The sequence below is a fragment of the uncultured Sphingomonas sp. genome (assembly GCF_913777625.1).
Classification (GTDB): domain Bacteria; phylum Pseudomonadota; class Alphaproteobacteria; order Sphingomonadales; family Sphingomonadaceae; genus Sphingomonas.
The window spans coordinates 464,777-491,586 of the sequence record NZ_CAJYTI010000020.1; the positions used below are offsets into that span (position 1 = coordinate 464,777).

The following is a 26,810-nucleotide window of genomic DNA, read 5'->3' on the forward strand; positions in this document are numbered from 1 at the left end:
GCACCAATGGATTCCCGCCTTCGCGGGAATGACGATGTATTTCTGGGTAGGTAGACCCTCTCCCCGGTGGGGAGAGGGAAATCAGGCTCACCCGCTATGCGCGGCCATCCACTGCTCGACGACCGGCGCAATCCGGTTGCGCCACTTCGAGCCGTTGAAGATGCCGTAATGGCCGACGCCTTCGGCCAGGTGATACTGCTTGAACGACTCAGGCAGGTTGGTCGCGATGGTCAGCGCCGCCTTGGTCTGGCCGATGCCAGAGATATCGTCGCGCTCGCCCTCGATCGCAAGAATGCCGATATCGGTGATCGCGCCCGGATCCACCTTGCGGCCGCGGTGCAGCATCTCGCCCTTGGGCAGCGCATGCGTCTGGAACACCACATCGATCGTCTGGAGATAGAATTCGGCGGTCATGTCGCAGACCGAGCGATATTCCTCGTAGAACTTCATCGTCGAATCGGCGCTCTCGTCGTCGCCCTGGACGAGATGCTTGAACATCTCCCAGTGCGAGATGAGGTGGTTGCCGAGATTCATCGTCATGAAGCCGGCGAGCTGGAGGAAGCCCGGATATACCTTTCGGCGCGCGCCGGGGTAGCTCATCGGCACGGTGGCAATCACGTTCTGCTCGAACCAGCTGAACGGCCGCTCGGTCGCCAGCGTGTTGACCGCGGTCGGCGCCTCGCGCGTGTCGATCGGGCCGCCCATCATGGTGAGCGTGCGCGGGCGATTGGGATGCTTGTCCGCGCTCATCAGCGCCGCGGCGGCGTAGCAGGGCACCGAGGGCTGGCACACCGCCAGCATGTGCGGCCGCGGATCGCCCTCGGCGCCGATATGGGCGAGAAAGTCGATCACGTAATCGACATAGTCGTCGAGGTCGAACTTGCCCTCGCTGGTCGGCACCAGCTTCGCGTCGCGCCAGTCGGTGATGTAGACGTCCGCCACCGGCAGCATCCGCTGCACTGTGCCGCGCAGCAGCGTGGCATAGTGGCCCGACATGGGGGCGACGATCAGCAGCTTCGGCCCGCCTTCGACGCCCTGGCGCACGAAGCGCTTGAGCTGGCCGAACGGCTTGCGGAGCACGATCTCCTCCCGCACCGCGACCTGACGGCCGTCGATCTCGGTGAAGTCGAGCGCGAAGGCCGGCTTGCCGCGCGGCGCGGAGGCGTGCGCGAAGACTTCCAGCGCGGAAGCCATCACCGGCCCGCCGCCGAAATAGGCAAAGGGGTTGGTAGGATTGTTGAGCAGGCCCGCGCTGAAATTGGCCAGGGCACTTGCCCCGGCCAGCATGGAACGTTGAATCTCGTAAGCGTCGTACAGCATCGAAAATCCTTCCCCGTGCCCCGATCCCTGCAGCGGGGGTTGTCTTACCACCCATATAGACGGCGCCCTTGTGCACCGCAACGTCGTAGCTATGCGGAACAGCGATAACCGGAGGTGGTTCCCCTGCCCCGCGAACCGCGCTAGTCGCTGGCCATGGCCGACACGACCCCGCCGCCGGCGCAGCGCCGCAAGCTCAGCAGCCTGCTCGTCATCTGGCAGTTCACCCGCCGCTATCCGCTGCAGATCGTCATCGCGATGGTTTCGCTGGTGACGTCGTCGCTGGCGACCCTATGGATCCCGTACACTTTCAAGCAGATCGTCGATAACGGCTTCGCCGCCGGTGCCGACACGAGCGAAATCGGCATCTATTTCCAGGGACTCCTGGCGGTGATTCTGGTGCTTTCGCTGGCGACGGCGATCCGCTTCTTCTTCATCTCCTGGGTGGCCGAGCGGACCGTGGCGGACCTTCGGGTCGCGGTGCACCGCAACCTGCTGCGCCTGCCGCCGAAATGGTTCGAGGAAAACCGGCCGTCGGAGATCGCCTCGCGACTCACCTCGGATACTGCGCTGGTCGAGCAGGTGGTGGGCTCGACCGTCTCGATCGCGCTCCGGAACCTGCTGACCGGCATCGGCGGCGTGATCTATCTGTTCGTGCTGGCGCCCAAGATCGCCGCCTATCTGATCGTCGGCATGCCGCTGACCGTGTTGCCGATCGTCTGGCTGGGCGGGCGCGTCCGCCAATATTCGCGCAACAGCCAGGACCGGGTGGCGGACATCGGCGCGATCGCCTCCGAGACGCTGGGCGCGATGCGGATCGTCCAGGCCTTCGGGCAGGAGCCGCGCGAGAGCAAGCGCTTCCAGGACGCGGTGGTGCGCAGCTTTGCCGCCGCGCAGAAGCGGTTCGCGCTCCGCGCGGTGATGACCGCATTGGTCATCGGGCTGCTGTTCACCGCGATCACGCTGATCATGTGGGACGCGGTGTCGGGCGTCGCCGCCGGGCAGATCACCGGCGGCGCGATCACCGCCTTCGTGATCACCGCCGGCCTCGTCACCGGCTCGTTCGGCGCGCTGACCGAAGTCTATGGCGACCTGCTCCGCGCCTCGGGCGCCGCCAGCCGGCTGGCCGAGCTGCTCCAGCAGGAACCGGACATCGCCGCGCCCGCCAACCCGATCGCCCTGCCCAGCCCCGCCGAGGGCGCGATCGCGTTCGATGCGGTGACCTTCCGCTACCCCACCCGCCCCGAGGTTTCCGCGCTGCAGGACTTCTCGCTGTTCGTGGCACCGGGCGAGACGGTGGCGGTGGTCGGCCCCTCGGGCGCGGGCAAGTCGACCTTGTTCCAGCTGCTCCAGCGCTTCTATGATCCCGAGGCGGGCGAGATTCGCATCGACGGCGTCGCCATCCCCAAGGCCGATCCGTCGGAGGTCCGCGCCCGCATGGCGATGGTGCCGCAGGAAACGGTGATCTTCGCCGCCAGCGCCCGCGACAATCTCCGCTACGGCAACTGGGAGGCCAGCGACGACGCGATCTGGGCCGCCGCCGAGGCCGCCAACGCTGCCGAGTTCCTGCGCGAGCTTCCGGACGGCCTTGAAACCTTCCTCGGCGAAGGCGGCGCGCGCCTGTCCGGCGGCCAGCGCCAGCGGCTCGCCATCGCCCGGGCGCTGCTCCGCGACGCGCCGATCCTGCTGCTCGACGAGGCGACCAGCGCGCTCGACGCCGAAAGCGAGAAGCTGGTGCAGGATGCGCTGGAGCGGCTGATGGAAGGCCGTACCACGCTGGTGATCGCCCACCGCCTCGCCACCGTGCGCGCGGCGGGGCGGATCATCGTGATGGACGGCGGCCGCATCGTCGAGACCGGAAGCCATGCCGAGCTCGTTGCGCAGGGCGGGCTCTACGCCCGACTGGCGGCGCTGCAGTTCAGCGAAGCGGCCTGATCAGCGGGCGGCGAGCATGCTCGCCGCCACCGCCTCGGCGACTTTGATGCCGTCGATCGCGGCCGAGAGAATGCCGCCGGCATAGCCCGCGCCCTCGCCTGCCGGGAACAGCTGCGGGGTGTTGAGGCTCTGGAAATCCGCCCCGCGGGTGATCCGCAAGGGCGACGAGGTGCGCGTCTCGACGCCCGTCATCACCGCTTCGGGATGGTCGTAGCGCGCGATCTGGCGCCCGAACACCGGGAGCGCCTCGCGGAACGCCTCGATCACGAAGCCGGGCAGGCAGGCGGAAAGATCGGTCGGCGTGACGCCCGGCTTGTAGCTCGGCACCACCTGCCCCAGCGCGGTCGAGGGGCGACCGGCGAGCAGGTCGCCGACCAGCTGGCCCGGCGCGTTGTAGTTGGAGCCGCCGGCAATGAACGCCGCGTCCTCCCATTTGCGCTGCAGCTCGATGCCGGCGAGCGGCCCGCCCGGATAGTCGCGCGCCGGGTCGATCGCCACGACCAGTCCCGAATTGGCGTTGAACTCGGCGCGCGAATATTGGCTCATGCCGTTGGTGACGACGCGGCCCTCCTCCGAGGTCGCCGCCACCACGCGCCCGCCCGGGCACATGCAGAAGCTGTAGACGGTGCGGCCATTGGCGCAGTGGTGCGACAGCGCATAGGCGGCCGCCCCCAGATCGGGATGCTTGGCGCAGTTGCCGAAGCGCGCCTGGTCGATCCAGCTCTGCGGATGCTCGATCCGCACGCCGATCGAGAAGGGCTTGGCCTCGAGATGCACGCCCATCTGGTGGAGCATCTCGAAGGTCGGCCGCGCACTGTGTCCCACCGCCAGCACGACGTGATCGGCCTCCAGGAAGCTGCCGTCGTGCAGGTGCAGGCCGCGCATCCTGCGCTGGGCGTCCAGCTCGATGGCGTCGACACGGGTCTGCCAGCGATATTCGCCGCCCAGTTCCTCGATGGTGCGGCGCATGCTCTCCACCATGGTGACGAGGCGGAAGGTGCCGATATGCGGGTGCGCCTGCCACAGGATGTCGTCGGGCGCGCCGGCCTTCACGAACTCTTCCAGCACCTTGCGGCCGAGGAAGCGCGGATCCTTGACCCGGCAATAGAGCTTGCCGTCGGAGAAAGTGCCCGCCCCGCCCTCGCCGAACTGGACGTTGGAGTCCGGGTTGAGCTCGGAGCGGCGCCACAGGCCCCAGGTGTCCTTGGTCCGCTCGCGCACGATCTTGCCGCGATCGAGGATGATCGGGCGGAACCCCATCTGCGCGAGGAGCAGCCCGGCGAACAGCCCGCACGGCCCCGCGCCGATCACCACCGGGCGCAGGCCCTGCCAGCTCTCGGGCGCATGCACCGGCGGGCGATAGGTCATGTCGGGGGTGGGCCGCACATCCTTGTCACCGGCGAAGCGTGCCAGCACCTCGGCCTCGTCCGCCAGGTCGACATCGACCGTGTAGACCAGCAGGATCGCGCTCCGCCGCCGGGCATCGTTGCCGCGCTTGAACACGGTGAAGCCGCGCACGTCCGCTGGCGCCACCCCCAGCCGCGCGGCGATCGCGGGCGCGAGCGCATCGACGGGATGATCGAGGGGTAGGGAAAGTCCGGACAGGCGCAGCATCGAAACGGGGGTTCCAGCAGATTTCGGGGATTGAATGTCCCCCTTAGCCGCAAGGGCCCGTGCGGCAAACCGGGATTGCTGCGGAGATCACCCCCGCGCCAGCGAGTCGCGCAGCGCCTGGGCCTCGCGGTTCAGGCCCGCCAGCCGCTCCAGCGACAGGTCGGTCTTCTCCAATACCGCCTCGCCCAGGCAGCCGCATTCCTCGCGGATCGCCCGGCCCTGCTCGGTGAGGAACACCTGGACCTGCCGCTCGTCCTCCGGATTGCGGCGGCGCGTCACCAGCCCGGCCGCCTCCAGCCGCTTCACCAGCGGCGTGATCGTGCTCGATTCGAGCGCCAGCCGCTCGCCGATCGCGCCGACCGTGCGGCCATCCTGTTCCCACAGCGCGTGCAGCACCAGATATTGCGGATAGGTGATCCCCAGCCGATCGAGGATCGGCTTGTAGACGCGCGTGATCGCCATGCTCGCACTGTAGAGCGAGAAGCAGAGCTGGCCGTCGAGCGGAAGCGGGGCAGGCATGGGCAGGAACTCCTCTCCCACCGGACGGCGGCGGGATAAAACACATATCGCGATAACGAATCCTCTGGACAAGGGGCACGGCTTCGCCTATCTGATCGTTATCGCGATAACATTTATCGCAGTTATCAAGGAGACACCCGATGTCGGTCGATGTGAAGTACACCACCAAGGCCACTGCAACCGGCGGCCGCGACGGCAGCGCGCGCAGCGAGGACGGCGTGCTCGAGGTCAAGCTGTCGACTCCGAAGGAACTGGGCGGCGCCGGCGGCGACGGCACCAATCCGGAGCAGCTGTTCGCGGCGGGCTATTCGGCCTGCTTCATCGGCGCGCTGAAGGCGGTGGGCGCCGGCATGAAGATCAAGGTGCCGGCCGATGTGTCGGTCACCGCGACGGTGGGCATCGGCCCGCGTTCGGAAGGCGGCTTCGGCATCACCGCGGACCTGCTGGTCAGCCTGCCCGGCCTGGAGCGCGACGTGGCGCAGCAGCTGGTCGACGCGGCGCATCAGGTGTGTCCGTATTCGAACGCGACGCGCGGCAACGTGAATGTCGGCCTGACGCTGGCCTGAGGCCTACAAGGATCCCGCGGCGCGCCCGCGGGGTCCTTATACCCTGGTGTCGAGCAGCGACCCCATCATCTGGTCCTGCGTGCGGATCACCGAGAGGTTGGCGCGGAACGAGAACAGCGCCTTGCGTTGCTCGACATCCTCGCTGGCGAAGTCGACGTCCGGCGCCTCGACATTGCCGTCGCTGTCCGCGTCCTGCGATTCCGGATCATAGCGCGGCCCGGTACCCGGTACCTGCGGCACCGGCTTGGCGTTGACGCCCCCCGCCGCTGCCGCCGCCTGGTAGATGGCGATCGGCTGATAGGCATGGTTGACCGTCTTGCCGATCGCGGTCGCCGCGGTCACGGCCTTGGCCGTCTCGCCCGTCGTGTTGACGTTGGCGACGTTCTGCGCGCTGACGTTCAGCCGCGCGACGCTGGCCTGGACTCCGGAAAGGGCGATGTTGGTGGCGATCATGGCGCTACTCCAAGGCGCTAGAATCGCATTCGCATCTTACCAAAGCCTTGCCGAACGCGGTTAACCGCGCGTCAACGACCTTTCGCCCGCGCAAGCACGATCGCATCGCCCCGGCGCTGCGGCGTCATCCCGACCAGCGCGCCGATCAGCACCGTGCTCTGCTCGGGTGTGTCGAGCCGGAAGCGGCCGCTCAACCGGGTCGCCCCCAGTGCCGGATCGGCGAGCCGGATCGGCACCGCGCTGTGCCGTCCGATCCGCCCGAGCGCGGCATCGAGCCGCATGCCGTCCGCGCTCAGCCATACGCTGTCGAAAGCGCCCGACGTCTTGGGATCGAAGCGCTGGACGCGCAACGGCTGCGCGCCGACGCTCACCCACTCGCCGCCGGTCACGACGATCGGGGATCGCCCCGGCTCGTCCACCCGCACCCGGCCGCGATAGACGTGGAGTTCGACGGCCCCCGGCAGCTGGTCGACACTGAAATTGGTACCGAGCGCGGTGAAGCGCACCTGCCCCGACTGGACCGAAAAGGGTCGGCTGGCATCGTGCGCCACGTCGAACCGCGCCGCGCCGCGCTCGAGCGTCACTGGCCGGGCATGCGCGGCAAAGGCGACGCGCACGGCCGAGGCCGCATCCAGCGTCACCTGCGATCCGTCGCCCAGGCGCACCTGCGCGCGCATCCCCACCGGACTGGTGTGGAGGACGCCGGCAACCGCTGCCACCTTCGGCGCGGGCGGCAGCGCCTCGCGCCACAGCAGCGGCACCGCCACCACGGCCGCGAGCCCTGCCGCGGCTGCCGCGATCCGCATGCCCCGCGCGCGCTGGAGTGCCGGGCGCGGATGGCGATCGCTGCGGCGGCGCTGCGGCACCGCGTCGGGCAGCGGCGGCAGGACCGACAGGGGCTTGGCCGCCTCCAGCACCGCGAGCAGCGCCGGATCGCGCAGCAGCTCGTGCATCCGGGTGAAGGCGCGAAGATTGGCCTCGGATTCGTTGAGCCAGGCGATCAGCACGCGCCGCTCGATCGCATCGAGCTCGTCGATCCGATCCGCCCAGTCCGCCGCGATTTCCAGCGTCTGCACGTCGCTCATGCCGACGCCCCATGCGCCACGCCGTCGAGATCGCCGCACTCGGCCAGGTCGATCATCGCGCGCACCAGATGCTTCTTCACCGCTTCCAGGCTCAATCCCATTTCCTCGGCGATCTCGGCGCGCGACTTGCCGTCGAGATGGCGCTTCACGAATACGTCGCGGCGCAGCGCGGGCAGGCCGGCCAGTACCGTCTCGAACCGGGCGAGCCGGCGGCGATAGTCCAGCACCTCCTCGGGCAGCGGCAGGGTGCAGGCGATCTCGGTATCGAGCGGCTCGGTATGCCCGCCGCCCTTGCGCGCGCCGGCGAACAGGATCGAATCCGCCACGCGAAAGGCATAGGCGAGCGGCTGCTCGATCCGCTGCTTGCGCTCCTGTTCCACCACCCGCACGAACGTCTCCTGCACGATATCGTCCGCCTGCTCCGGGTCGCGGAGCCGCTTGCGGACATAGGCGGTCAGGCGCGTCCGATGTTCAGCCAGAATGTCGGCCGCGTCCATCAGGCGCATCGTCCCGGCCCGGCCGTTACGGATGGGTAGAGTCGCGGCGCGCGGAAACGGGGACATGCGCCCCGCCCCTGCCCTGCACCGCCGTCAAAAAACATACCGAATCCCCGCACTCAGCACGCGCCCGCTATGGGTGATCGCCAGCAGCCGGCGTGCGTCGCGGTCGGTATACTGGAGAATGGGCGCGTTGGTAAGGTTCTGCGCCTCCAGCACCAGCTTGGCGCGCCGCCCGAGTGCGACATGCGCGGCGGCGTCGAGCGTGGCGGCAGGCGCGACCCACTCGCCGATATTGCCGCTGTTGCCGATCCCGGTGCGGTAGCGATCGCGATAGGCAAGCGCGACGCGCGCATCCCAGCCCCGCCCGGTATAGTAGAGCGTGGCATTGCCCTGCCAGCGCGACAGGTCGATCAGCGTCAGCCGCACCGGCACGCCGGCATAGACCACGTCCGAGCGGCCATCGGCATAGGTGCCGTTGAGCTGCACGCCCGTCCGGTCGAACGGCGCGGGGAGGAAGCGCAGCTCCTGCTGCACCGCCAGCTCCGCGCCCAGAATGGAGGCGCCGCCGCCGTTGAACGGCTGGACGACGTTGAACAGCGTGTTCGCGCTCTGGCCGGGAAACAGGAAGGCGAGCGGATAGCCGGTGGCGACATAGGGCTGCACCGTCGTCGCCGAGGTGATGAACGAATTCATGTGCTTGTAGAACAGCCCGAGCGCGATCAGCCCGCCGTCCGCGCCGTAGCGCTCCAGCGCGAGGTCGAAGGATTGCGCGCGGAACGGCTTCAGGTCGGGGTTGCCGGTGGTGATCGTGCCGCCGAAGGGCGAGACCGACACCACCGCCGCCGCGCGCAGATCGGCGAGGTCCGGTCGGTTGACGTTCTCGCTGGCGGTAGCGCGCAGCAGCAGCGCGGGCCGCAGGGTCAGCCGGACTTCCAGCGAGGGCAGCCAGGCGCGGCTGTCGGTACTGTGCGTCACCGGGGCGGCGAACATGTCGCTGGTGGCGGCACCGGTCGAGCGCGTGGTGATCGCCTGATAGCGCAGCCCGCCGCGGACCCGCAGCGGCAGCGCGCCGAGACGGCCGTCCCAATCGAGCAGCGCGAACCCCGCCCTGCTTTCCTCGCGCAGCCGGTAATCGGTGCCGGGGACGTTGTCGGCGGCGGTCAGGTCGCGGCGCTGACCGGTGGCGGCATAGGTCGCGTCGACATCGGCGACGACGTAGGGGGCGATCGTCGGCCCGTCGAAGACCGCAGTTACCGCCGGTCCGCCATCGGGATAGTCCACCCGGGTGCGGCGCTGATAGCCGCTGTTGGTGAAGCGGTGCCAGCTGCCGCCCGCGCGCAGCGTGAGCCCCGGCGCCAGCGTGCGGTCGAGCGTCAGTCGCGCCTGGGCGTTGGCGTTGTCGATCGCATCTTCCCGCGCATCGGCCCGCATCAGGCTCCACACCGCCGGATCGGCCGGATCGAAGCCATAGCGGTTCTGCGGATCGGCGCCGGTGGAGGTCGTTGCGAAATCGCGGTTCTTCGCCTGCAGGAACGCCTTATCGAACACCGGCCCGCGAAACACCGATCGGTTGTAGCCCAGGGTGAGCTGGACGATCGTCGCGGCGTCGATCGGCTTGCGCAGCGACAAGGTCGCCTGGTCGAACCGGGTGCGGTCCTCCGATCGCTTGGCTTCGGTGCGCAGGTCGACGCCCGAATAGCGTGCCGCCGCCAGGGTATCGCCGACGATCGTCGCGGCAAGCAGCCGCTGGGTGCCGGTGACATTGCCGGTCAGCCCGTTGTCGCCCGCCGCGGCCAGCGAGCGTTCGTCGCGGTGGTCGGCGAGCGCGGCATGCACCCAATCGACGCTCAGTTCGGTGCCGTCGTCGCCTGCATGCTGGACGGCGGCGACGAGATTGAGCCGGTCGAGCCGGTTGATCCAACTCGAATAGGTCGCGGCGCGCGGGCCGTAGACCGGGCGCCCAGACGTACCGGTCAGCCGTGCCCGCTGGTCAGCCGTGAGGTTCGGCCCCAGATTGGCGGCGCCGAAGGTGACCGGCGCCCAGTCCCAGTTGCGATAGCCGAACTCGGCGACATGGTTGCTGCTGAACGAGGCGGCGACCAGCACCCCCCAATGGTCGCTCCGACGGGCCAGCTCCACGGTGCCCTGCGGCGTCGTCGCCATGCCGTTGCCGCCGGCGCGGGCGCGCAGCGAGACCAGCGTCTCGTTCTCCGGCCGGTCGAACGGGCGCACCGTCTGCAGCGCGACGGTGCCGCCGATCCCGCCGGCATCGGCATCAGCCGCCCAGCTCTTTTCCACCACTACCTGCGAGAGCAGGCTGGCTTCGAACACCGAATAGTCGAAGCGCCGCTCGCGGCTCACCGATCCGCGATTGTCGAAGCCCGAGGCCGTGGTGGCGAGCGCATCGACCCCGTTCAGCGTGGTGCGGGTGAACAGCGGCCCCAGCCCGCGCAGCGAGACCTGGCGCCCCTCGCCATTGTCGCGGCTGATCGCCACACCGGGCAGCCGCTGAAGGGCATCGGCGACGTTGCGATCGGGGAAGTCGGCAATGTCCTGCGCTCGCGTCGCCTCGCGTACGCCGGTGGCGCGGCGCTTGAGCGCGACCGACTGGCGCACCGCCTCGCGATAGCCGGTGACGACGATCAGCGGCGGCTCGGGCGGCGGAGCTTCGAGGTCAGGTTCCGGTGCAGCGGGGCCCGGCACGACGACATACCCTCCGCCTGCCGCCCGCGCGACGAGCGGCAGACCGGCAAGCGCGCGGGCAATCGCTGCCGCCCGGGTCATGCGTCCGCGGATCGGGCGCGCGACGCGGGTCGAGGCCGGCTGGGTGGTGAGGATCTCGATGCCGGCCTGGCGCGACAGGGCGCGGAGCACCTCGGCCAGGGGGCCGGGCGGGATATCGAAGCGGATGCGCGCTTGCGGCGAGGCCGCCTGCGTCTGGCACGGCGCGGCGATGGGCGAAAGCGATCCCAGGATCAGCGCCGCCCCAGAAACCCACCGGTACGATTGCCGACGCCCGCGCAGACCCTTTGCCTCCGCAGGCGCGGCTATCAGTCGATGATGACAGATTGTTGACCCCGAAGGCCAACCGGGGCCGGGGCGGAACGGTAGGACCGTCCCGCCCCGGGGCAAGGCTCAGAACGAGATGCGGACGCCGCCCATCACCGTCGTCCCCGCGCGGGTGACGACATAGAGGCGCTGGGTGCTGTCCGAATATTGCTTCTCGCGCTGGTTGGTCAGGTTGATCGCGTCGAGGGTCAGCTGGACCTTGCTGGTCAGGTTGTAATGCGCCGAGGCATCCACATAGGTGGTCGGCGCATAGCCGGTCAGATCCTGATCCTTGCCGAGGCTCGTCGAGACCGGCGAGGCGCTGTAAACATAGCCGCTGCGATAATTGACCGAGACGCGCGCGTCGAACCTGGCGTCCTGGTAATAGAGCGTCGCATTGGCGTTGACGTGGCTCAGCCCTTCCAGCGTGGTGCGGATCGCGTCCGCGCCGTAGATCTTGCGATAGTCGTACTTCGAATCGAGGTAGGTGAAGTTGCCGCTCGCGCCGAAGTGATCGAACGGCGCCGGCAGGAAGGTGAAGTCGGCCTGGCCGGCCAGCTCCATGCCGACCAGATCGGTGCCGTCGAGGTTCACCGGGATCGAATAGCTGGTGATGATCGTGTTCGGCGTCAGGTTCGGCGCCAGCGTGGTCGGCTGGCCGGTGATGCTGTAGGGCACGTTCGACAGCGTCTTGGTGGCGATGAAGCCGTCGAGATGCTTGTAGAAGCCGCCCAGCGCGACATAGCCGACCCGGCCGAAATAATGCTCGATCGACAGGTTGAGGTCGGTCGACTTGTAGGGCTTGAGGTCCGGGTTGCCGACCGAGACGCTGTAGGTGCCGTCGTCGTTGAGCGATACCGAGGCATTGGCGGCCAGCGCGCTCAGCGTCGGACGGTTGATGTTCTTGGCGGCCGAGAAGCGGACCTGCAGGCCCTTCTGCAGCTCCAGCGTGAGGTTCATCGCCGGCAGCACGCCGTCATAGCTCTTGCCGATGCTGGCACTGCCGCTGCCGATCGTGTTGCCCTTGCTGTCCGTCCCGGTGGAGAAGCCCGACGAGGTCAGATCGGTGCGATAGTAGCGCACGCCGATATTGCCGCGGAACGGCAGGCTGCCGAGATGGTGGTCCCAGTCATATTGCGCGAACGCCGCGCCGGTGCGCTCCTCGACGCCGTAGACGCTCAGCTTCGGCCCCAGATAGGCGTTGCGATCGATGCCGAGCTGGCTCAGCGCCTTGTTGTAATCGACCACCACCCAGTTCTGGCCGCTATAGCCGGTATAGACCTGGGCATAGTTGGCGATGTTGGCGCTGACCTTCCCCGTCTGGAACTCGGTCTGGTAGACATTGACCTGGCCGCCGCGGCTGTAGCCGCTGTTCTCAAACCGGCGCCATTCGCCGCCGAACGACAGCTTGTCGTCGGGGCTCACCGAGAATTCGAATCGGCCCTTGGCGGTGTCGAACGCCGAGTCCTGATAGTTGGACGAGATCAGCAGGTTGTGGGCGTGCCACAGCGCGGGGTTGCCGGTGTCCCACTTATAGGTGTTGACCAGCGAATAGGTGCCGCCGCGATAGTCCGAGATCACGCCGCCATAGGCTTCGAGGTAGAATTTGTCGCTGACCGGCATGTCGTAGCTCGAGCGCTCGACCCCGCCGGTGAAGAAGAATTTGAGGTTGTCGCTCAGCGCCGCGTCGCCGCTCAGCACCAGCTGCTTGAAGATGTTCTTGGTCTTCTGGGTGCGGGTTTCGGTCGCGGTGTTGGCGCCGTCGACGTCGAGATAATCGACCTCGTTCTGGTCGTTCCAGTGGATCTGGTTGATCTTGGAATTCTTGTAGGTGACGCCCGCAAAGGTCTGCGCGCCGCCCAGCCACGTCGAGCCGCCGCCGCCGCGCGAGGCGAGGTGCGTCTCGAAGCGGTCGGCCTTGAACTCGCCGTACAGGCCATCGAGCGCGAGGTTGATCTTGTCGCTCGGCTTCCACTGGATCGCGGCGGTCAGGCCCAGCCGGTCCTGGGTGCTGTCCCACACCGACAGGCGGTTGCCGCGCGCGAAGCGCAGGTCGCCCGATGCGATCTTGGCCTGCTGGTCGGCGGTCAGCGCCGAGACGTCGCTGCCATTGGCCTTGTTGCGGCGCCAGCGATAGGTGTCGAAGCCCTCTTCGCGGGTGTTGCGGTGGCTATAGGCGCCCGAGATCAGCACGCCGAAATTGCCCCAGTTCTTCGACAGCAGCCCGGTGAAGCGCGGCTGCGCGTCCTTGGTCAGCGTGTTGGTGCCGAGCTGAGCGGAGACGACCGCCTTGGTGCCGGCATAGTCGAACGGCCGGCCGGTATGCAGGCCGACGGTACCCGCCAGGCCGCCCTCGGTCTGGATCGCCTGGTAGGACTTCTCGACGTCGACGCGGTTGAACAGCTCGGCGGCGAACAGGTTGAAGTCGAAGGCGCGGTCACGCGAATTCTGGCCGCGGCTGTCCTGCGGCGAGTCCACGTTGCCGAGCACTTCCATGCCGTTGAGCTGGACGCGGGTGAAGTCCGGGCCGAGCCCGCGCAGGCTGATGCGGCGCCCTTCGCCGGCTTCGCGGTTGATCGCGACGCCCGGCAGGCGCTGGATCGCCTCGGCGAGATTGAGGTCCGGGAAGGCGGCGATGTCGTCGGCCGCGATCGAATCCTGGATGATCGCCGACTTGCGCTTGAGGTCGCGTGCCTGCTCGAGGCTGGCGCGATAGCCGGTGACGACGATGTCCTGCGGCGCGTCGGCGGCGCTCTGCTGGTCCTGCGCCAAAGCGGGCTGCGCGACGCAGCCGAGCGCCGTCGTCACCAGCCAAAGGGTGCGCTTGTTCACCATGATCTTCGATATCCCCCGTGGATGCGGTCGTGTTGCACCGCGCAATAAGCGCGGTTCGACCGGGTAGAGGGCGCCGGAGCGCCAATGGGGACAGAAGAAATTTGTTAAATTTTCATGACGATTATTACTTTTTTATTACATGGCCTCTGGAGAAAGGGCCGACCTTCGGTCCCGGAAGTCGGCCCCGCCTCGTTTACTTGCGGATGAAGGCAAGCAGATCGGGGTTCAACACGTCCGCATGGGTGGTGAGCATGCCGTGGGGCAAGCCTTTATAGACTTTGAGTTCGCCCTTCTTGACCAGCTTCACCGCGAGCTGGGCGGAATCGGCGATGGGCACGATCTGGTCGTCGTCGCCGTGCAGGAACAGCACCGGCACCTGGATCTTCTTCAGATCGTCGGTCTGGTCGGTTTCCGAGAAGACCTTGATGCAATCATATTGCGCCTTGGCGCCGCCCATCATGCCCTGGCGCCACCAGTTCTGGATCACACCCTGCGAGACCTTGGCCCCCGGCCGGTTGAAGCCGTAGAACGGGCCGCTCGGCACATCGAGATAGAATTGCGCGCGGTTGGCGGCGAGCGCGGCGCGGAAGCCGTCGAACACCTCGATCGGCAGGCCGCCGGGGTTGCTGGCGGTCTTCAGCATCAGCGGCGGGATCGCGCCGACCAGCACCGCCTTGGCGACGCGGCCGGGCTTCGCCCGCGCGACATAGGCGGCCACTTCGCCGCCGCCGGTCGAATGGCCGATATGCACGGCATTCTTCAGGTCCAGCGCATCGGCGAGTTCGATCACGTCGGCGGCATAGGTCGCCATGTCGTTGCCGGTATCGGTCTGCGTCGAGCGGCCATGGCCGCGGCGATCATGCGCGATGACGCGGAAGCCGTTCGCCAGGAAATACAGCATCTGCGCATCCCAGTCGTCCGACGAGAGCGGCCAGCCATGGTGGAAGACGATCGGCCGGGCGGTCTTGGGGCCCCAGTCCTTGTAGAAGATCGTCGTGCCGTCCTTGACGGTGATCGTCGCCATGGTCGTGTCTCCATGTTGTGGGTGGCCCTGCGCCATTGCCTGCGCTGCCGGCGCGAGTGCTGCGACCGCACCCACCGCCAGCGCGCCCTCGAGCAGTTCGCGGCGCGTGACGCCAAACCTGTCTCCAAATCCGTTCATCGCCGCGTTCCCTTGTATCGATGCGTGAATCGGTGCCGGTCCGAACGGGACCGCCCCTGCCGGCAAGCAATGGCAGCAGCGTTACGCGGGCGAAATTGAACGGGCGTATAGGGTGGGCCGTCGCCGGCGGGGGCCTTTCGGGCATATCGGGGAAGCACGCACCCGCACGCGATGCCGGCGATGACGATCCGCCTGCTCGGCGGGGTCGCCTGCCACGAAGGGCGACAAGCGCCGGAAGACATCGCCGCCGCCCAGCGCTATGGGTGCGGCATGCCCCGGCTGCTGCTGTTCAACAAACCCTTCGGGGTCCTTTCGCAATTCACCGATCGCGGATCGCCGACGCTGCGGTCGACCTTGTCGGATTTCATCGCGGTCAAGGGCGTCTATCCCGCCGGCAGGCTCGATCGGGACAGCGAGGGCCTGCTGCTGCTGTGCGATGACGGGCGGCTGCAGGCGCGCATTGCCGATCCGCGCTTCAAGATGCCCAAGACCTATCTCGTCCAGGTCGAAGGCGATCCGCGGGACGCCGACCTGGAACCCCTGCGGCACGGCGTCATGCTCAACGACGGCATGACGCTGCCGGCCGAAGTTGCGCGGATCGACGCGCCGGACCTGTGGCTGCGCGATCCGCCGATCCGCCAGCGCAAGTCGATCCCCGACAGCTGGCTGAAGATCACCATCCGCGAAGGGCGCAACCGGCAGGTGCGCCGGATGACGGCGGCGGTCGGACTGCCCACGCTGCGGCTGGTCCGCTGGTCGATCGGCGACTGGTCGGTCGCCGGGATCGCGCCGGGCCAGTTCGCGGAGGGCGCCAGCCCCGGCAAGACGGGCAGCGGCGCGCCGGGCCGATGACGCCGTTCGGCGGGCGCCCGGGGGACAGCCGGCGGGAGGGCGGAGCAACGCTGCCCGCGCTGCCCGGTTGCCGTCGACCGCGAAAGCTGATTTGAGGGGTCGCGCAGAGCGGCGTCGACGCCCTCCGCCCGGCACAGGGGCGTGCCGGATCGGTTGCCGCCATCGTCTCGCGATCGGCTTCCTCGCCCGGTAGCGGGTACAACAGCCAATCGGCAGGGTTTTCGACGTCCATGAATTATCGCCACTCGTTCCATGCCGGCAACAGCGCCGATGTCGTCAAGCACAGCCTGCTGATCGCGCTCGTCCGGGCCCTGCAGCAAAAGCCGGGCGCGCTGACCCTGATCGACACCCATGCCGGCTGCGGGCTCTACGATCTTGGCGGGGAGCAGGCCCAGCGCACCGGCGAGGCTGCGCACGGCGTGCTGCGGGCCTTTGCCGACACGAATCCCCTGCTGGACGCGTACCGGGCTGCGGTGCAGGCGGTGAATGCAGGGGCAGCGCCGCACCTCTACCCCGGCTCCCCGCAGTTCCTCGCGCAGTTGCTGCGCCCGCAGGACATGCTGATCCTCAACGAGAAGCATCCCGAGGACGCCCATGTCCTGCGCGGCGCGATGCGCGGCACGCCTGCCGCCGTGCACGAGCGCGATGCCTATGAGCTTTGGCTGGCGATGCTGCCGACGCGCACGCCGCGCGGTGTGGTCGTCGTCGATCCCCCGTACGAGCAGACCGACGAACGCGCCCGCATCACCGCGACGCTCGCCGCCGCACACCGCAAATGGGCGCATGGCGTGACGGTGATCTGGTACCCGCTCAAGGACCGCGGGACGCACCAGCAGTGGAAGAACAAGCTGCGCAACCTCGGCATCCCGAAGTTCCTGTCGGTGGAGCATTGGCTGTACGATGCCGATCAACCCGGACTCTACAATGGCGCGGGCCTTTTCATCGTCAACCCGCCCTATGCCTTCACCCAGGCGCTGCCGCCGCTGCTGGAAGCACTCCGCGCCGCGCTCGCGCCGGAAGGGCACCGGGGCGAGATCAGCGCGGACTGGTTGAATGCGTGAAACGGCGCCTGGTCGAGGGATCGGCGGCTCGGCTGCACCCGCGGGCTTGGGACGCCGCGGCGCTGTCCCGCGACGCAGCGCGGACGCCACGCGGGCCGGTTTTTGCGGAAGGTGAGAGGTAGGTCTTCCCCATCGGAAAGCGGCTGCCCGCCCCGGGCCGGATGCTCATGGTGCGGTTGACGGACCGGCGTCGTCCGTCCGCAGACATGAACCGCTACGCCATCGCGGCCCGCACCACCGCGCTGTCGACCACCTGCTCCATGCTGACGATCTTGCCGTCCTTCAGCCGATAGAGGTGCGCGAAGGTGGCCCGCATCGCCTTGCCCGTGGCTTTATACGTGCCGGAATACACGCCGAACGCGGCCACCCGGTCGCCGTCCGCGAGGTAGCTATGCACCTCCGCGCGATAGCCGATCCATTCGCTGCCCAGCCGCTGGAACACGCCGGCGGCAATGGCGTCCGGCCCCACATAGGTGCCGGCATAGGGAAAGCCCGCCGCTTCGGTCCAGCGGGCGTCGGGAGCCAAGGCCGCCATCAGCGCCCGGCCCTTGTCTTCCGACGCGCCTTCATAGGTCGCGCGGATCACCTCCAGATTCGTGCGCATCTCAACCCCGCTGCATTTCGCCGGTGGCGCCCTTGGAACCAATATCGAGGGCGACACCCATGCCCAGCCCGGGAAAGCGCGCGCCCATCGCGGCCTTGAGCGCGGCGGCGAGTGCGCCCGCATCGCCGAACAGCGCGTCGGCCGGTAGCAGCCGGCACACCTCGCCGCTGCCGGCGAGCATCGCGGGTACGCCATTGGCGCCGAACCGGCGCATTGCCGCCTGGCCCTGCTGGACACGCGCCGCGCAGGCGGTGCGCAGGGCGTCGTCGGGCCGCGCCAGCCGGTCGGCCGCCTCGGCAAGGTCGAGCCCGCGCAGCGTTTCGATCAGCACCGCGAGATCGGTAACATCGTGCCCCTCCACGAAACGCGCTGCCTGGATGGCCCGCAAGGCCTCCGCCTCGCGATCGGCGGCCGTCTGCGCGACGGCGGTGAGCGCCAGGGTCGCAGGGCCGGAGTCGAACCATCCGGGCACGCCCAGCACCCGATCGCGATAGGCGGCGCTGAACGGCTGGCCGGTCATCTCGGCGATCCGTTCGTCGTTGCGCCACGCATAGGCGGCGAACGCGGTGTCCATCGCCCGCGCCCCCGAGCCTGCGAACAGCCCGGTCGGCAGATAGGTGATGGCAAGCGCGGCATCGGCGGCAAGTCGTTCGAGAACCGGCGCCGCGCCATAGCACCAGCCGCACAGCGGATCGAACAGGTAGGTAGCGTGCGCAACATCGGCCATGACGGGTCTCCTCGGCCCCTGGATATGCCACGCGCGAATTGGCCGCAGAAGACCAACAAACTATACATACCATATGCCGTTGGCTTACAATCAGGCCTCCCCCATCGGTGCGCATCATGAACTTGAACCGCCTCTCCTATTTCGCCGCCGTGGTGGACACGGGCTCGTTCACCCGCGCTGCCGAGCGCCTGGGCATCACCAAGGCGGTGGTCAGCCAGCAGGTCGCCCTGCTCGAGCAGGACCTCCAGACCAGTCTGCTGGTACGAACGACACGGCGGGTACAGCCCACCGATGCCGGCCGGATGCTGCACGCCCGCTGCGTGCTGATCCTGCGCGAAGCCGAAGAAGCGGTCGACGAGCTGACGCTGGCGGGTGCCGAGCCCAGCGGGGTGCTGCGGATCACGGCGCCCAACGATTACGGCACCACCGCGGTCGTGCCGGTGGTGACCGCCTTCACCGCGCGCTATCCATCCTGCCAGGTGGAACTGACGCTGGGCGACGCGACCCAGGATCTCGCCGATGGCCGGATCGACCTGGCGATCCGCGTCGGCTGGCTGCCCGATTCCAGCCTGCTGGCCCGCCGGATCGGGACATTTCGTCAGTTGCTGGTGGCCGGCCGGGGTCTTTCGGACCGGATCGCGGCGGTGCATCGGCCGGACGATCTCGCCGCCCTGCCCTTCATCGCCAACCGGGCGCTGCGCGACCCGCTCGCCTGGACCTTCGCGCGCGGCGACAGCGAGCAGCAGACGGTGCGCCTGCGCGCCAGCATCGCGATCGACACGACGCCGGGGGTGCTGGCCGCGGTGCTGGGCGACGGCGGGCTTTCAGTGCTGCCCGACTATCTCGTCGCGAAGGATCTGGCCGCGGGCCGCCTGCACCCTGTCCTGCCGCAGTGGGAGCTTCCGTCGGGCGGCATCTATACCGTCGCGCCGGCCACGCGATTTCGGCCGCGCAAGGTGACGGCCTTTGTCGACATGCTGCTCGCCGCCGTCCGGTCCGACGCGCTCGACGATCGAGGATAGCAGTCGAGGACAGGTCCAGGCACACGAACGGCTGCAGCACCGTGCCATGCGCGCGGCCTGAACAGCGCACCTCAGCTGGCCCGGGGCCTACCCCGCACAGGCGTTCACGTCGTCGAAAGCAGACTCGCCTTCGCTGCTACCGAGGTCGGCCATCCCGCACCGCAATTCTGAATCGCAGAGATGTGCGGGGGCGGAAGCTGCGGCCGATGGGAAGGCCGGGCTGCGGCGCATGCGGCGAATCGGCCCCCTGCCCCAAGGCTCCGACCGGAGACGTGCGACGCGAGCGCCTCGGCAAGCCGGGTCATGACCTTCGTCGGCGTCAGGATTACTGTGGTGAGAGGATCTGCGAGGACGGGAACCGTCCGAGAAAAACCGAAGCGACGTTAGTCGCTTGGGAGGGGAAATGGTGGAGCCGAGGGGGATCGAACCCCTGACCTTCGCAATGCCATTGCGACGCTCTCCCAGCTGAGCTACGGCCCCATTCCCCGGGAAGGCGGCCCCTCTATAAGGGCCTCGCCGGGTTGGCAAGCGCCTTTTTCGCGCTTGCCAAATTTTTTCGAACTTACTGCTCGTCGTCGTCGCTGACGGTCTCGACGCCCAGGTCATCGTCGCCGCCCAGATCGACGTCGTCGTCCGGCGAGGGCTCCTCGTCGTCCGCACCGATGTCCAGATCGTCATCGCCCACCAGATCGGAATCTTCCGCTTCCGGCTTGTCGGTATTGGCCTTCACTGCCTCGAACGGCAGCGGCTGCTTCGACTTCAGGATGGGCTCGGGCTCCCAGGCGAAACCGCAGTTGATGCAGGTGACCGGCTCGTCCTTGGTCAGATCATAGAAGCGCGTACCGCACTTCGGGCAGCTGCGCTTGGTGCCCCATTCCGGCTTCACCATGTGTTGCCTCTTCGCCTTTCGCTGTGTTCGGAGATTTCGGGATGTGATCCCGGAAAGTGGGGCGCGCCTTGCCATGCTGCAAGCCGCCTGTCAAAGCCGCGGCCATGTCGAACGCTGAACCCCGCCCTCTCACCCTCGCCGCCCGTGGTCCGCTGCGCGGCACCGTAACCGTCCCCGGCGACAAGTCGATCAGCCACCGCGCGATCATGTTTTCCGCGCTCGCGGTCGGCGAAAGCCGCATCGAAGGCCTGCTGGAGGGCGAGGACGTGCTCGCCACTGCCGCGGCGATGCGGGCGATGGGCGCCCAGGTGGAACGGGGCGAAGACGGCATTTGGCGCGTCCACGGCGTCGGCGTCGGCGGGCTGCAACAGCCGGCCCAGGCGCTCGACATGGGCAATAGCGGCACCTCCACCCGCCTGCTGATGGGCCTCGTGGCGAGCCACGGCATCACCGCCACCTTCACCGGCGACGCCTCGCTCTCCAGCCGCCCGATGGGCCGCGTGATCGAGCCGTTGAGCCAGATGGGCGCCGAGATCACCGCCAGCCCCGGCGGCCGCCTGCCCCTCATGCTCCGCGGCATGTGCCCGGCGGTGCCGATCGCATATACCCTGCCCGTCGCATCGGCGCAGGTGAAGTCGGCGATCCTGCTCGCGGGCCTCAACACGCCCGGCATCACCCGCGTGACCGAGCCCGTCCCCACCCGCGACCATAGCGAGCGGATGCTGCGCGGCTTCGGCGCCGAGCTGACCGTCGAGGACTCGCCCGAGGGCAAGGTCATCAGCATTACCGGCGAGGCCGAGCTGAAGCCCCAGCACCTCGTCGTGCCGGGCGATCCTTCGTCCGCCGGTTTCTGGATGGTCGCGGCGTCGATCGTGCCGGGATCGGAAATCACCATCGCCAATGTCTGCATGAACCCGACGCGCACCGGCCTGATCACCGCGCTGCGGCTGATGGGCGCCGACATCGCCGAGACCAACGCCCGCACCGTCGGCGGCGAGCCGGTCGCCGATCTCGTCGTCCGCCATGCGCCGCTCAAGGCGATCGAGGTGCCCGCCGATCTCGCGCCGAGCATGATCGACGAGTATCCCGTGCTGTTCGTCGCCGCCGCGCTCGCCGAGGGCCGCACCGTCGCCCGCGGCGCGCACGAACTGCGCGTCAAGGAATCGGACCGCATCTCGACGATGCGCGCCGCGCTCGAGGCCTGCGGCGTGGTGACCGAGGAGTATGAGGACGGCCTCGCCATCCAGGGCTCCGGCGGCACGCCGCTCGCCGGCGGTGGATCGGTCGCGACCAAGCTCGACCACCGCATCGCGATGAGCATGACGGTGGCGGCGCTCGCCGCCGCACAGCCGATCGCGATCGACGACGTGGCGCCGGTGGCGACCAGCTACCCCAATTTCTTCCCCACGTTAGACGCGCTTACCGCCGCATGATCCGGGCCGGGCGCCGCGATGTCCTGACCGGCCTCGCGGCCGGACTGGTCGCGGCGCCCGCGCTCGCCCTCGCCGAACCGGCGCCGATCCGGATCGATCCGGACCGCGAGCTGATGGTGCCGGTGGAGGGCGGTCAGGTCTATGTGCGGATCAACGGCGACCTGCAGGCCCCGCGCCCGCCGCTGATCTATGCCCATGGCGGCCCGGGCGGCGGCCATGCCGGGCTGCTGCCGCTCACCGCGCTGGCCGACGAGCGCGCGGTGATCCTGTGGGACCAGCTCGACAGCGGCCGCTCCGACGCCCCGCTCGATCCACGCAACTGGCGCGTCGAGCGATTCGTCGACGAGTTCGATCGCATCCGCGACGCGCTCGGCATCGCCCGCTGGCATGTCGGCGGCGGCAGCTGGGGCGGCACGATGGCGCTCGAATATGGCGCGCGGCAGCGCCCCGGCACCGCCAGCCTGATCCTGCAATCGCCGCTGGTCGCCACCAAGCGCTGGCTCGCCGATGCCGCGATCCTGCGCGCGGAGATGCCGGCGCAGTGGCGCGCGACCCTGTCGGCCTGCGAAACCGCGGCGTCGCCTGCGATCGCGCAATGCGATCTCGCGACCGACGCCTATTACGCCGCACACGTCGTCCGCAGCCGCACGCCTGCCGTCATCGCCGACTATCGCGCTGCCCATCCCGCCCGCGCCGGCCACGACCTCTACCAGCGCATGTGGGGATCGAGCGAATTCGTCTCCACCGGCACCCTGCGCAGCTATGACGGCGAACCGCTGCTCGCGCGGCTGCCGGGCGCACGCACGCTGTTCGCCTGCGGCGAATGGGACGAGGCGCGACCGGCGACGATCGGCGACTATGCGCGGCGGGTGCCGGGGGCGAGCTTTCGCGTGATACGCGGCGCGGCGCATGCGCTCACCATCGACCAGCCCGACGCCTATCTCGCGCTGCTGCGCCGCTGGATGGCGCGCCACGACGCGGCCTGATTGCGGCAATTTCGCGGCAAAGTCCCTTGACGGGACGGCCTGCACTGGCGAGGGAGCCGCATGATCATCGCTGTCGACGGACCCGCGGCTTCGGGCAAGGGCACGATCGCCCGTGCGCTCGCCCGCCATTATGGCCTGCCCCATCTGGATACCGGCCTGCTCTACCGCGCCGTCGCCGCGTCCGTGCTGCGCGAGGGGCTGGATCCCGCGAAGGAAGCCGATGCGGTGGCTGCCAGCAGCTTTGACGACGCGCTGCTCGACGATCCGGCGCTGCGCAGCGATGCGGTGGGCCAGGTCGCCTCGATCGTCTCGGCGCACCCGCTGGTGCGCGCCGCCCTCCTCCAGCGCCAGAAGAAATTCGCCCAGCAGCCCGGTGGCGCCGTGCTCGACGGCCGCGACATCGGCACGGTGATCGCGCCCCAGGCCGAGGTGAAGCTGTTCGTCAAGGCGACGCCGACGATCCGCGCCCAGCGCCGCCATCTCGAGCTGCGCAAGGCCGGGCAGAATGTCAGCCTCGACAAGGTGCTGGCCGACATCCGCGCCCGCGACGAACGCGACTCGAAGCGCAGCGAAGCCCCCCTCACCCAGGCCAGCGACGCCGCGACGCTGGACACCAGCTTCCTGTCGATCGACGCCGCCGTGCAGCGCGCGATCGAGATCGTCGAGCGCCGCTGAACAATCGGCGGCCCCGATCCCGGCGCTCACGACGCGATAGGATCGCGGGCGTGGCTGGTTTATGCGGCGAACCATGTATCGACCGCCTGCCTTCCGGGAAGATCGTCCCGACATTCTCCACGCCCTTATCCGGTCCTATCCGCTTGGCACGCTGATCACCTGTGGATCGGCGGGTCTGATGGCCAACCTGCTTCCGTTCACGCTCGCCGTGGCGCAGGGCGGCACGCGGCTGCTGGCCCATCTTGCCAAAGCCAACGAGCAGGTCGCGCAGCTGCGGGAGGGAACGCCGGCACTGATTCTGTTCCACGGACCGCAAGGCTATGTCAGCCCGAACTGGTATCCGACCAAGCACGCGCACGGAAAAGCGGTGCCGACCTGGAACTATATTGCGGTGGAAGCCCGGGGCACGCCTCGCATCCTCGAAGACCGGGACTGGCTGCGCGATCAGCTATCGGGCTTGACCGCCACCCACGAGCAGGGCCGTCCGGCGCCGTGGCGCCTGACGGATGCGCCGGCAGACTTCATCGAAGGCCAGCTGCGGGGCATCGTCGGCCTGGAGATCGCGGTGGACCAGCTCACGGGCAAGTGGAAGGTCAGTCAGAACCAGCCGCCGGAAAATCGCGCCGGAGTGGAACGGGCGCTGCGGGCGGACGGTAATGCAGCCCTCGCCGACGAAGTCGGCACCGGACCGCGCGCCTAGCGCATTTTCAAGTCGACCGTTTACGATCGACGCCTCTGAAAATGCGGCAATCAAAAGCTGGAGCGTCTTCGCCCAAGGTGTTTGCTCAAGGTGAAAGCGCCCTAGCGCCGACCGCGACACGAAGACTGCCGCACGCGGCGGTCCAGCCGCTGTCTTTGGCGGCATCTTCTGCAGCGGGGATCGCTGCAATTTATGCCATCCGTCACGCCGCCACCGGCTCCGCATGCGCGTGGGCGTCGGCGTGCAGGCAGCAACTGCTGCAAACCTCTCCTTCCACGGTGTAGGTGAGGACGTTGTGCTCCTTGCCGACTCGTTCCACTCGGATCCGCTGCCGATGGCCGGGCCGGTGCGGATCATCCAGTCGATACACCCCCCCGTCGACGAGCGGCAGGCACGCGACCTGCGGGCTCCATCCGATCTGGTCGAATTGTTCACCGCCCGGAGTCGCCGTCGGGGAATGGCTGGAAGCAGCCAACGTGGCGCCGCTGAAATACTCCTTGAGTAAAAAGGGCATCGTGCCGCTCCCTGTTCGAAGCCACCGAGGATTCTCGGGCAGCTTATCCTCCAGCGATACAAGATTACGATAGGTAGAACACTCCGACAAACTTCTTTGTCTCCGAAATGGAACCGATCGTTCGCCGTTGGCACGATGCGCGAAAACCTTGCGTTTCCGACCCGCTCGCGGTACAGCGCGCGCGTCCTGCGGGCGGGTGCTCGTGGGGGATGGTGCTGGAAGCTTGCTTCCATGCGCCCTTTTCGCGTTTCGGCGCGGCCTGCCCGTCCTCCACCTGTCGCCGTACGAAGGATGTCGCGACCGGCATTCGGCCGCCGCGGCATTTCTGGCCCACAAGACCGCCGGATCCAACCGGTTGGCCGGAAAAACGAACGTTAGGAAACACTCTTTTATGGCCACTTCGGCAACACCTTCCCGCGACGATTTCGCGGCACTGCTCGACGAAACCTTCGGTCAGGCGGACGGCTTTGAAGGCCGCGTCGTGATCGGCACCGTCACCGGCATCGAGAACGACCTCGCCGTCATCGACGTGGGTCTCAAGTCCGAAGGCCGCGTGCCGCTGCGCGAATTCGCAGCCCCCGGCCAGAAGGCGGACCTCAAGGTCGGCGACGAAGTCGAAGTCTATGTCGACCGCGTCGAGAACGCGAACGGCGAAGCGATGCTCAGCCGCGACCGCGCCCGCCGCGAAGCCGCCTGGGACAAGCTGGAAGCGGAATTCGCCCAGAACACCCGCGTCGAAGGCGTCATCTTCGGCCGCGTCAAGGGCGGCTTCACCGTCGACCTCAATGGCGCCGTGGCCTTCCTGCCGGGCAGCCAGGTCGACATCCGCCCGGTGCGCGACGTCACCCCGCTGATGGACATCGCCCAGCCCTTCCAGATCCTCAAGATGGATCGCAAGCGCGGCAACATCGTCGTGTCGCGTCGCGCGGTGCTCGAGGAAACCCGCGCCGAGCAGCGCTCGGGCCTGATCCAGAGCCTCGCCGAGGGCCAGGTGATCGACGGCGTCGTCAAGAACATCACCGATTACGGTGCGTTCGTCGACCTGGGCGGCATCGACGGCCTGCTGCACGTCACCGACCTGAGCTACAAGCGCGTCAACCACCCGTCGGAAGTGCTGAACATCGGCGACACCGTCCGCGTTCAGATCATCCGCATCAACCGCGACACGCAGCGCATCTCGCTGGGCATGAAGCAGCTCGAGAGCGATCCGTGGGATGGCGCGAGCGCGAAGTACCCGGTCGGCGCCAAGCTGTCGGGCCGCGTCACGAACATCACCGAATATGGTGCGTTCGTCGAGCTGGAAGCCGGCATCGAGGGCCTGGTCCACGTGTCGGAAATGAGCTGGACCAAGAAGAACGTCCATCCGGGCAAGATCGTCTCGACCTCGCAGGAAGTCGAAGTCGTCGTGCTCGAGGTCGATCAGGAAAAGCGCCGCATCTCGCTCGGCCTCAAGCAGGCCCAGCAGAACCCGTGGGAGAAGTTCGCCGAAGAGCACCCGGTCGGTTCGACCGTCGAGGGCGAAGTCAAGAACGCCACCGAGTTCGGCCTGTTCATCGGCCTGGACAACGACGTCGACGGCATGGTCCACATGTCCGACATCGCCTGGGGCATCTCGGGTGAAGACGCGCTGGCCCTGCACCGCAAGGGCGAGACCGTCACCGCGATCGTTCTGGCCGTCGAAGCCGACAAGGAGCGCATCTCGCTCGGCATGAAGCAGCTCGAGCGTGGCGGCGTCGCCGCCGCCGGTTCGACCGGTGGTGCGGATCGCCTCGGCAAGAACTCGGTCGTAACCGTCACCGTCCTCGAAGTCCGCGACGCGGGCCTCGAAGTGCAGGTTGGCGACGATGGCGCGACCGGCTTCATCAAGCGCACCGATCTCGGCCGCGACCGCGACGAGCAGCGTCCGGAGCGTTTCCAGGTCGGCCAGAAGTTCGACGCGATGGTCACCGGCTTCGATCGTTCGAAGAAGCCGACCTTCTCGATCAAGGCGATGCAGATCGCCGAAGAGAAGCAGGCGGTTGCGCAGTACGGTTCGTCCGACTCGGGCGCGTCGCTGGGCGACATTCTGGGCGAGGCGCTGAAGGCGCGCGGCGAACAGAAGTAAGCCTTAGCCTGCCGACAAGGCGGAAACAGGAACGGGGCGCTCCAGACACGGAGCGCCCCGTTTTTTCGTTCATTCGAAAGGCGGATTGTTACGGGTGATAGACATAGGTTAGTGCAAACGATTGTCCCGATCGCACCGTTCCGGGATATGGTTCTGAAATGGCGGGGGAAATAATGATCCGATCCGAACTGGTTCAGCAAGTGGCCCAG

General features: G+C 68.1%; 23 protein-coding genes and 1 tRNA gene. 10 read left to right on the plus strand and 14 right to left on the minus strand.

What is annotated here, in order from left to right; all coding sequences use genetic code 11:
- Window positions 1-87: 87 nt before the first annotated feature.
- The gene (phaZ, locus tag QZ814_RS12155; RefSeq protein ID WP_294332527.1) at window positions 88-1,320 is read right to left on the minus strand and encodes a polyhydroxyalkanoate depolymerase; all 1,233 of its coding nucleotides are present in this window, start codon (window positions 1,318-1,320) and stop codon (window positions 88-90) included.
- Between the two features lie 153 nt (window positions 1,321-1,473).
- Here phaZ and QZ814_RS12160 point away from each other — a divergent pair, with 153 nt between their 5' ends.
- The gene (locus tag QZ814_RS12160; RefSeq protein ID WP_294332529.1) at window positions 1,474-3,252 is read left to right on the plus strand and encodes an ABC transporter transmembrane domain-containing protein; all 1,779 of its coding nucleotides are present in this window, start codon (window positions 1,474-1,476) and stop codon (window positions 3,250-3,252) included.
- Here the strand turns inward: QZ814_RS12160 and QZ814_RS12165 are convergent, their stop codons facing one another.
- Together QZ814_RS12165 and QZ814_RS12170 are read right to left on the minus strand one after the other, a co-directional pair.
- Window positions 3,253-4,866 carry an NAD(P)/FAD-dependent oxidoreductase gene (locus tag QZ814_RS12165; RefSeq protein WP_294332531.1) on the minus strand — a complete coding sequence of 538 codons (1,614 nt, stop codon included), beginning with the start codon at window positions 4,864-4,866 and terminating at the stop codon, window positions 3,253-3,255.
- Window positions 4,867-4,953: 87 nt separating this feature from the next.
- The gene (locus QZ814_RS12170; protein WP_294332533.1) at window positions 4,954-5,385 is read right to left on the minus strand and encodes a MarR family transcriptional regulator; all 432 of its coding nucleotides are present in this window, start codon (window positions 5,383-5,385) and stop codon (window positions 4,954-4,956) included.
- Between the two features lie 140 nt (window positions 5,386-5,525).
- Here QZ814_RS12170 and QZ814_RS12175 point away from each other — a divergent pair, with 140 nt between their 5' ends.
- A complete protein-coding gene (locus QZ814_RS12175) occupies window positions 5,526-5,951 on the plus strand; it encodes an organic hydroperoxide resistance protein (RefSeq protein WP_294332535.1) in 426 nt (141 codons plus the stop codon).
- Window positions 5,952-5,987: 36 nt separating this feature from the next.
- Here the strand turns inward: QZ814_RS12175 and QZ814_RS12180 are convergent, their stop codons facing one another.
- The 6 genes from QZ814_RS12180 to QZ814_RS12205 all read right to left on the minus strand — a co-directional run bounded on the left by QZ814_RS12180 (window position 5,988) and on the right by QZ814_RS12205 (window position 14,896).
- Window positions 5,988-6,404, minus strand: a complete 417-nt coding sequence (locus QZ814_RS12180) for a flagellar biosynthesis protein FlgC (protein ID WP_294332537.1) — start codon at window positions 6,402-6,404, stop codon at window positions 5,988-5,990.
- Between the two features lie 71 nt (window positions 6,405-6,475).
- Entirely contained in the window at window positions 6,476-7,489 is a 1,014-nt protein-coding gene (locus QZ814_RS12185) for a FecR domain-containing protein (protein ID WP_294332540.1), read from the minus strand.
- Window positions 7,486-8,052: a sigma-70 family RNA polymerase sigma factor gene (locus QZ814_RS12190; protein WP_294332542.1), complete on the minus strand. Its 567-nt coding sequence runs from the start codon at window positions 8,050-8,052 to the stop codon at window positions 7,486-7,488. The genes QZ814_RS12185 and QZ814_RS12190 overlap by 4 nt, the downstream gene beginning before the upstream one ends.
- Window positions 8,053-8,079: 27 nt before the next feature.
- The gene (locus tag QZ814_RS12195) at window positions 8,080-10,863 is read right to left on the minus strand and encodes a TonB-dependent receptor (RefSeq protein ID WP_294332544.1); all 2,784 of its coding nucleotides are present in this window, start codon (window positions 10,861-10,863) and stop codon (window positions 8,080-8,082) included.
- A gap of 261 nt (window positions 10,864-11,124) precedes the next feature.
- Entirely contained in the window at window positions 11,125-13,872 is a 2,748-nt protein-coding gene (locus QZ814_RS12200; protein ID WP_294332547.1) for a TonB-dependent receptor, read from the minus strand.
- A 193-nt stretch (window positions 13,873-14,065) separates the two neighbouring features.
- Entirely contained in the window at window positions 14,066-14,896 is an 831-nt protein-coding gene (locus QZ814_RS12205; protein WP_294332601.1) for an alpha/beta hydrolase, read from the minus strand.
- Window positions 14,897-15,304: 408 nt separating this feature from the next.
- Here QZ814_RS12205 and QZ814_RS12210 point away from each other — a divergent pair, with 408 nt between their 5' ends.
- Window positions 15,305-15,886 (plus strand): pseudouridine synthase, encoded by a 582-nt coding sequence (locus QZ814_RS12210; RefSeq protein WP_294332603.1) that lies wholly within the window; start codon window positions 15,305-15,307, stop codon window positions 15,884-15,886.
- 230 nt (window positions 15,887-16,116) lie between these two features.
- Window positions 16,117-16,947, plus strand: a complete 831-nt coding sequence (rlmJ, locus tag QZ814_RS12215; RefSeq protein ID WP_294332549.1) for a 23S rRNA (adenine(2030)-N(6))-methyltransferase RlmJ — start codon at window positions 16,117-16,119, stop codon at window positions 16,945-16,947.
- A gap of 214 nt (window positions 16,948-17,161) precedes the next feature.
- Here rlmJ and QZ814_RS12220 read toward each other — a convergent pair whose 3' ends face one another.
- Together QZ814_RS12220 and QZ814_RS12225 are read right to left on the minus strand one after the other, a co-directional pair.
- Entirely contained in the window at window positions 17,162-17,551 is a 390-nt protein-coding gene (locus tag QZ814_RS12220) for a nuclear transport factor 2 family protein (protein ID WP_294332551.1), read from the minus strand.
- A gap of 1 nt (window position 17,552) precedes the next feature.
- Window positions 17,553-18,278, minus strand: a complete 726-nt coding sequence (locus QZ814_RS12225) for a DsbA family protein (protein WP_294332553.1) — start codon at window positions 18,276-18,278, stop codon at window positions 17,553-17,555.
- 116 nt (window positions 18,279-18,394) lie between these two features.
- On the opposite strand from QZ814_RS12225, the gene QZ814_RS12230 reads away from it, so the two are divergent.
- Complete coding sequence (locus QZ814_RS12230) at window positions 18,395-19,300, plus strand: LysR family transcriptional regulator (RefSeq protein WP_294332555.1); 906 nt, start codon at window positions 18,395-18,397, stop codon at window positions 19,298-19,300.
- 404 nt (window positions 19,301-19,704) lie between these two features.
- Here the strand turns inward: QZ814_RS12230 and QZ814_RS12235 are convergent.
- Both QZ814_RS12235 and QZ814_RS12240 read right to left on the minus strand, forming a co-directional pair.
- Window positions 19,705-19,780 (minus strand) — tRNA-Ala (locus QZ814_RS12235).
- A gap of 82 nt (window positions 19,781-19,862) precedes the next feature.
- On the minus strand, window positions 19,863-20,189 hold the full coding sequence (locus tag QZ814_RS12240; protein WP_121074901.1) for a TIGR02300 family protein: 327 nt from the start codon (window positions 20,187-20,189) through the stop codon (window positions 19,863-19,865).
- A gap of 104 nt (window positions 20,190-20,293) precedes the next feature.
- Between QZ814_RS12240 and aroA the strand changes: the two genes are divergently transcribed.
- The 4 genes from aroA (at window position 20,294) to QZ814_RS12260 (ending at window position 23,983) form a co-directional block, all read left to right on the plus strand.
- Window positions 20,294-21,622, plus strand: a complete 1,329-nt coding sequence (gene aroA / locus QZ814_RS12245) for a 3-phosphoshikimate 1-carboxyvinyltransferase (protein ID WP_294332561.1) — start codon at window positions 20,294-20,296, stop codon at window positions 21,620-21,622.
- Window positions 21,619-22,608, plus strand: a complete 990-nt coding sequence (locus tag QZ814_RS12250) for a proline iminopeptidase-family hydrolase (protein WP_294332564.1) — start codon at window positions 21,619-21,621, stop codon at window positions 22,606-22,608. Before aroA ends, QZ814_RS12250 begins: the two co-directional genes overlap by 4 nt.
- Window positions 22,609-22,668: 60 nt before the next feature.
- Window positions 22,669-23,283, plus strand: coding sequence for a (d)CMP kinase (gene cmk, locus QZ814_RS12255; RefSeq protein WP_294332568.1), 615 nt, complete (start codon window positions 22,669-22,671; stop codon window positions 23,281-23,283).
- Between the two features lie 73 nt (window positions 23,284-23,356).
- Window positions 23,357-23,983 carry an FMN-binding negative transcriptional regulator gene (locus QZ814_RS12260; protein ID WP_294332571.1) on the plus strand — a complete coding sequence of 209 codons (627 nt, stop codon included), beginning with the start codon at window positions 23,357-23,359 and terminating at the stop codon, window positions 23,981-23,983.
- 202 nt (window positions 23,984-24,185) lie between these two features.
- Here the strand turns inward: QZ814_RS12260 and QZ814_RS12265 are convergent, their stop codons facing one another.
- Window positions 24,186-24,497, minus strand: a complete 312-nt coding sequence (locus tag QZ814_RS12265; protein WP_294332572.1) for a hypothetical protein — start codon at window positions 24,495-24,497, stop codon at window positions 24,186-24,188.
- 391 nt (window positions 24,498-24,888) lie between these two features.
- Between QZ814_RS12265 and rpsA the strand changes: the two genes are divergently transcribed.
- The gene (gene rpsA, locus QZ814_RS12270) at window positions 24,889-26,601 is read left to right on the plus strand and encodes a 30S ribosomal protein S1 (protein ID WP_294332574.1); all 1,713 of its coding nucleotides are present in this window, start codon (window positions 24,889-24,891) and stop codon (window positions 26,599-26,601) included.
- The last annotated feature ends 209 nt before the right edge of the window (window positions 26,602-26,810 follow it).

Excerpts from the sequence above, each read along its gene's own strand:
- QZ814_RS12200 (WP_294332547.1), bottom strand. The coding sequence starts at position 13,872 with ATGGTGAACAAGCGCACCCTTTGGCTGGTGACGACGGCGCTCGGCTGC.
- QZ814_RS12165 (WP_294332531.1), bottom strand. The coding sequence starts at position 4,866 with ATGCTGCGCCTGTCCGGACTTTCCCTACCCCTCGATCATCCCGTCGAT.
- QZ814_RS12175 (WP_294332535.1), top strand. The coding sequence starts at position 5,526 with ATGTCGGTCGATGTGAAGTACACCACCAAGGCCACTGCAACCGGCGGC.
- QZ814_RS12210 (WP_294332603.1), top strand. The coding sequence starts at position 15,305 with ATGCCCCGGCTGCTGCTGTTCAACAAACCCTTCGGGGTCCTTTCGCAA.
- QZ814_RS12205 (WP_294332601.1), bottom strand. The coding sequence starts at position 14,896 with ATGGCGACGATCACCGTCAAGGACGGCACGACGATCTTCTACAAGGAC.
- QZ814_RS12160 (WP_294332529.1), top strand. The coding sequence starts at position 1,474 with ATGGCCGACACGACCCCGCCGCCGGCGCAGCGCCGCAAGCTCAGCAGC.
- QZ814_RS12265 (WP_294332572.1), bottom strand. The coding sequence starts at position 24,497 with ATGCCCTTTTTACTCAAGGAGTATTTCAGCGGCGCCACGTTGGCTGCT.
- QZ814_RS12220 (WP_294332551.1), bottom strand. The coding sequence starts at position 17,551 with ATGCGCACGAATCTGGAGGTGATCCGCGCGACCTATGAAGGCGCGTCG.
- QZ814_RS12260 (WP_294332571.1), top strand. The coding sequence starts at position 23,357 with ATGTATCGACCGCCTGCCTTCCGGGAAGATCGTCCCGACATTCTCCAC.
- QZ814_RS12170 (WP_294332533.1), bottom strand. The coding sequence starts at position 5,385 with ATGCCTGCCCCGCTTCCGCTCGACGGCCAGCTCTGCTTCTCGCTCTAC.
- aroA (WP_294332561.1), top strand. The coding sequence starts at position 20,294 with ATGTCGAACGCTGAACCCCGCCCTCTCACCCTCGCCGCCCGTGGTCCG.
- QZ814_RS12185 (WP_294332540.1), bottom strand. The coding sequence starts at position 7,489 with ATGAGCGACGTGCAGACGCTGGAAATCGCGGCGGACTGGGCGGATCGG.
- rpsA (WP_294332574.1), top strand. The coding sequence starts at position 24,889 with ATGGCCACTTCGGCAACACCTTCCCGCGACGATTTCGCGGCACTGCTC.
- rlmJ (WP_294332549.1), top strand. The coding sequence starts at position 16,117 with ATGAATTATCGCCACTCGTTCCATGCCGGCAACAGCGCCGATGTCGTC.
- QZ814_RS12250 (WP_294332564.1), top strand. The coding sequence starts at position 21,619 with ATGATCCGGGCCGGGCGCCGCGATGTCCTGACCGGCCTCGCGGCCGGA.
- QZ814_RS12230 (WP_294332555.1), top strand. The coding sequence starts at position 18,395 with ATGAACTTGAACCGCCTCTCCTATTTCGCCGCCGTGGTGGACACGGGC.
- QZ814_RS12190 (WP_294332542.1), bottom strand. The coding sequence starts at position 8,052 with ATGTCCCCGTTTCCGCGCGCCGCGACTCTACCCATCCGTAACGGCCGG.
- QZ814_RS12225 (WP_294332553.1), bottom strand. The coding sequence starts at position 18,278 with ATGGCCGATGTTGCGCACGCTACCTACCTGTTCGATCCGCTGTGCGGC.
- QZ814_RS12240 (WP_121074901.1), bottom strand. The coding sequence starts at position 20,189 with ATGGTGAAGCCGGAATGGGGCACCAAGCGCAGCTGCCCGAAGTGCGGT.
- QZ814_RS12180 (WP_294332537.1), bottom strand. The coding sequence starts at position 6,404 with ATGATCGCCACCAACATCGCCCTTTCCGGAGTCCAGGCCAGCGTCGCG.
- phaZ (WP_294332527.1), bottom strand. The coding sequence starts at position 1,320 with ATGCTGTACGACGCTTACGAGATTCAACGTTCCATGCTGGCCGGGGCA.
- cmk (WP_294332568.1), top strand. The coding sequence starts at position 22,669 with ATGATCATCGCTGTCGACGGACCCGCGGCTTCGGGCAAGGGCACGATC.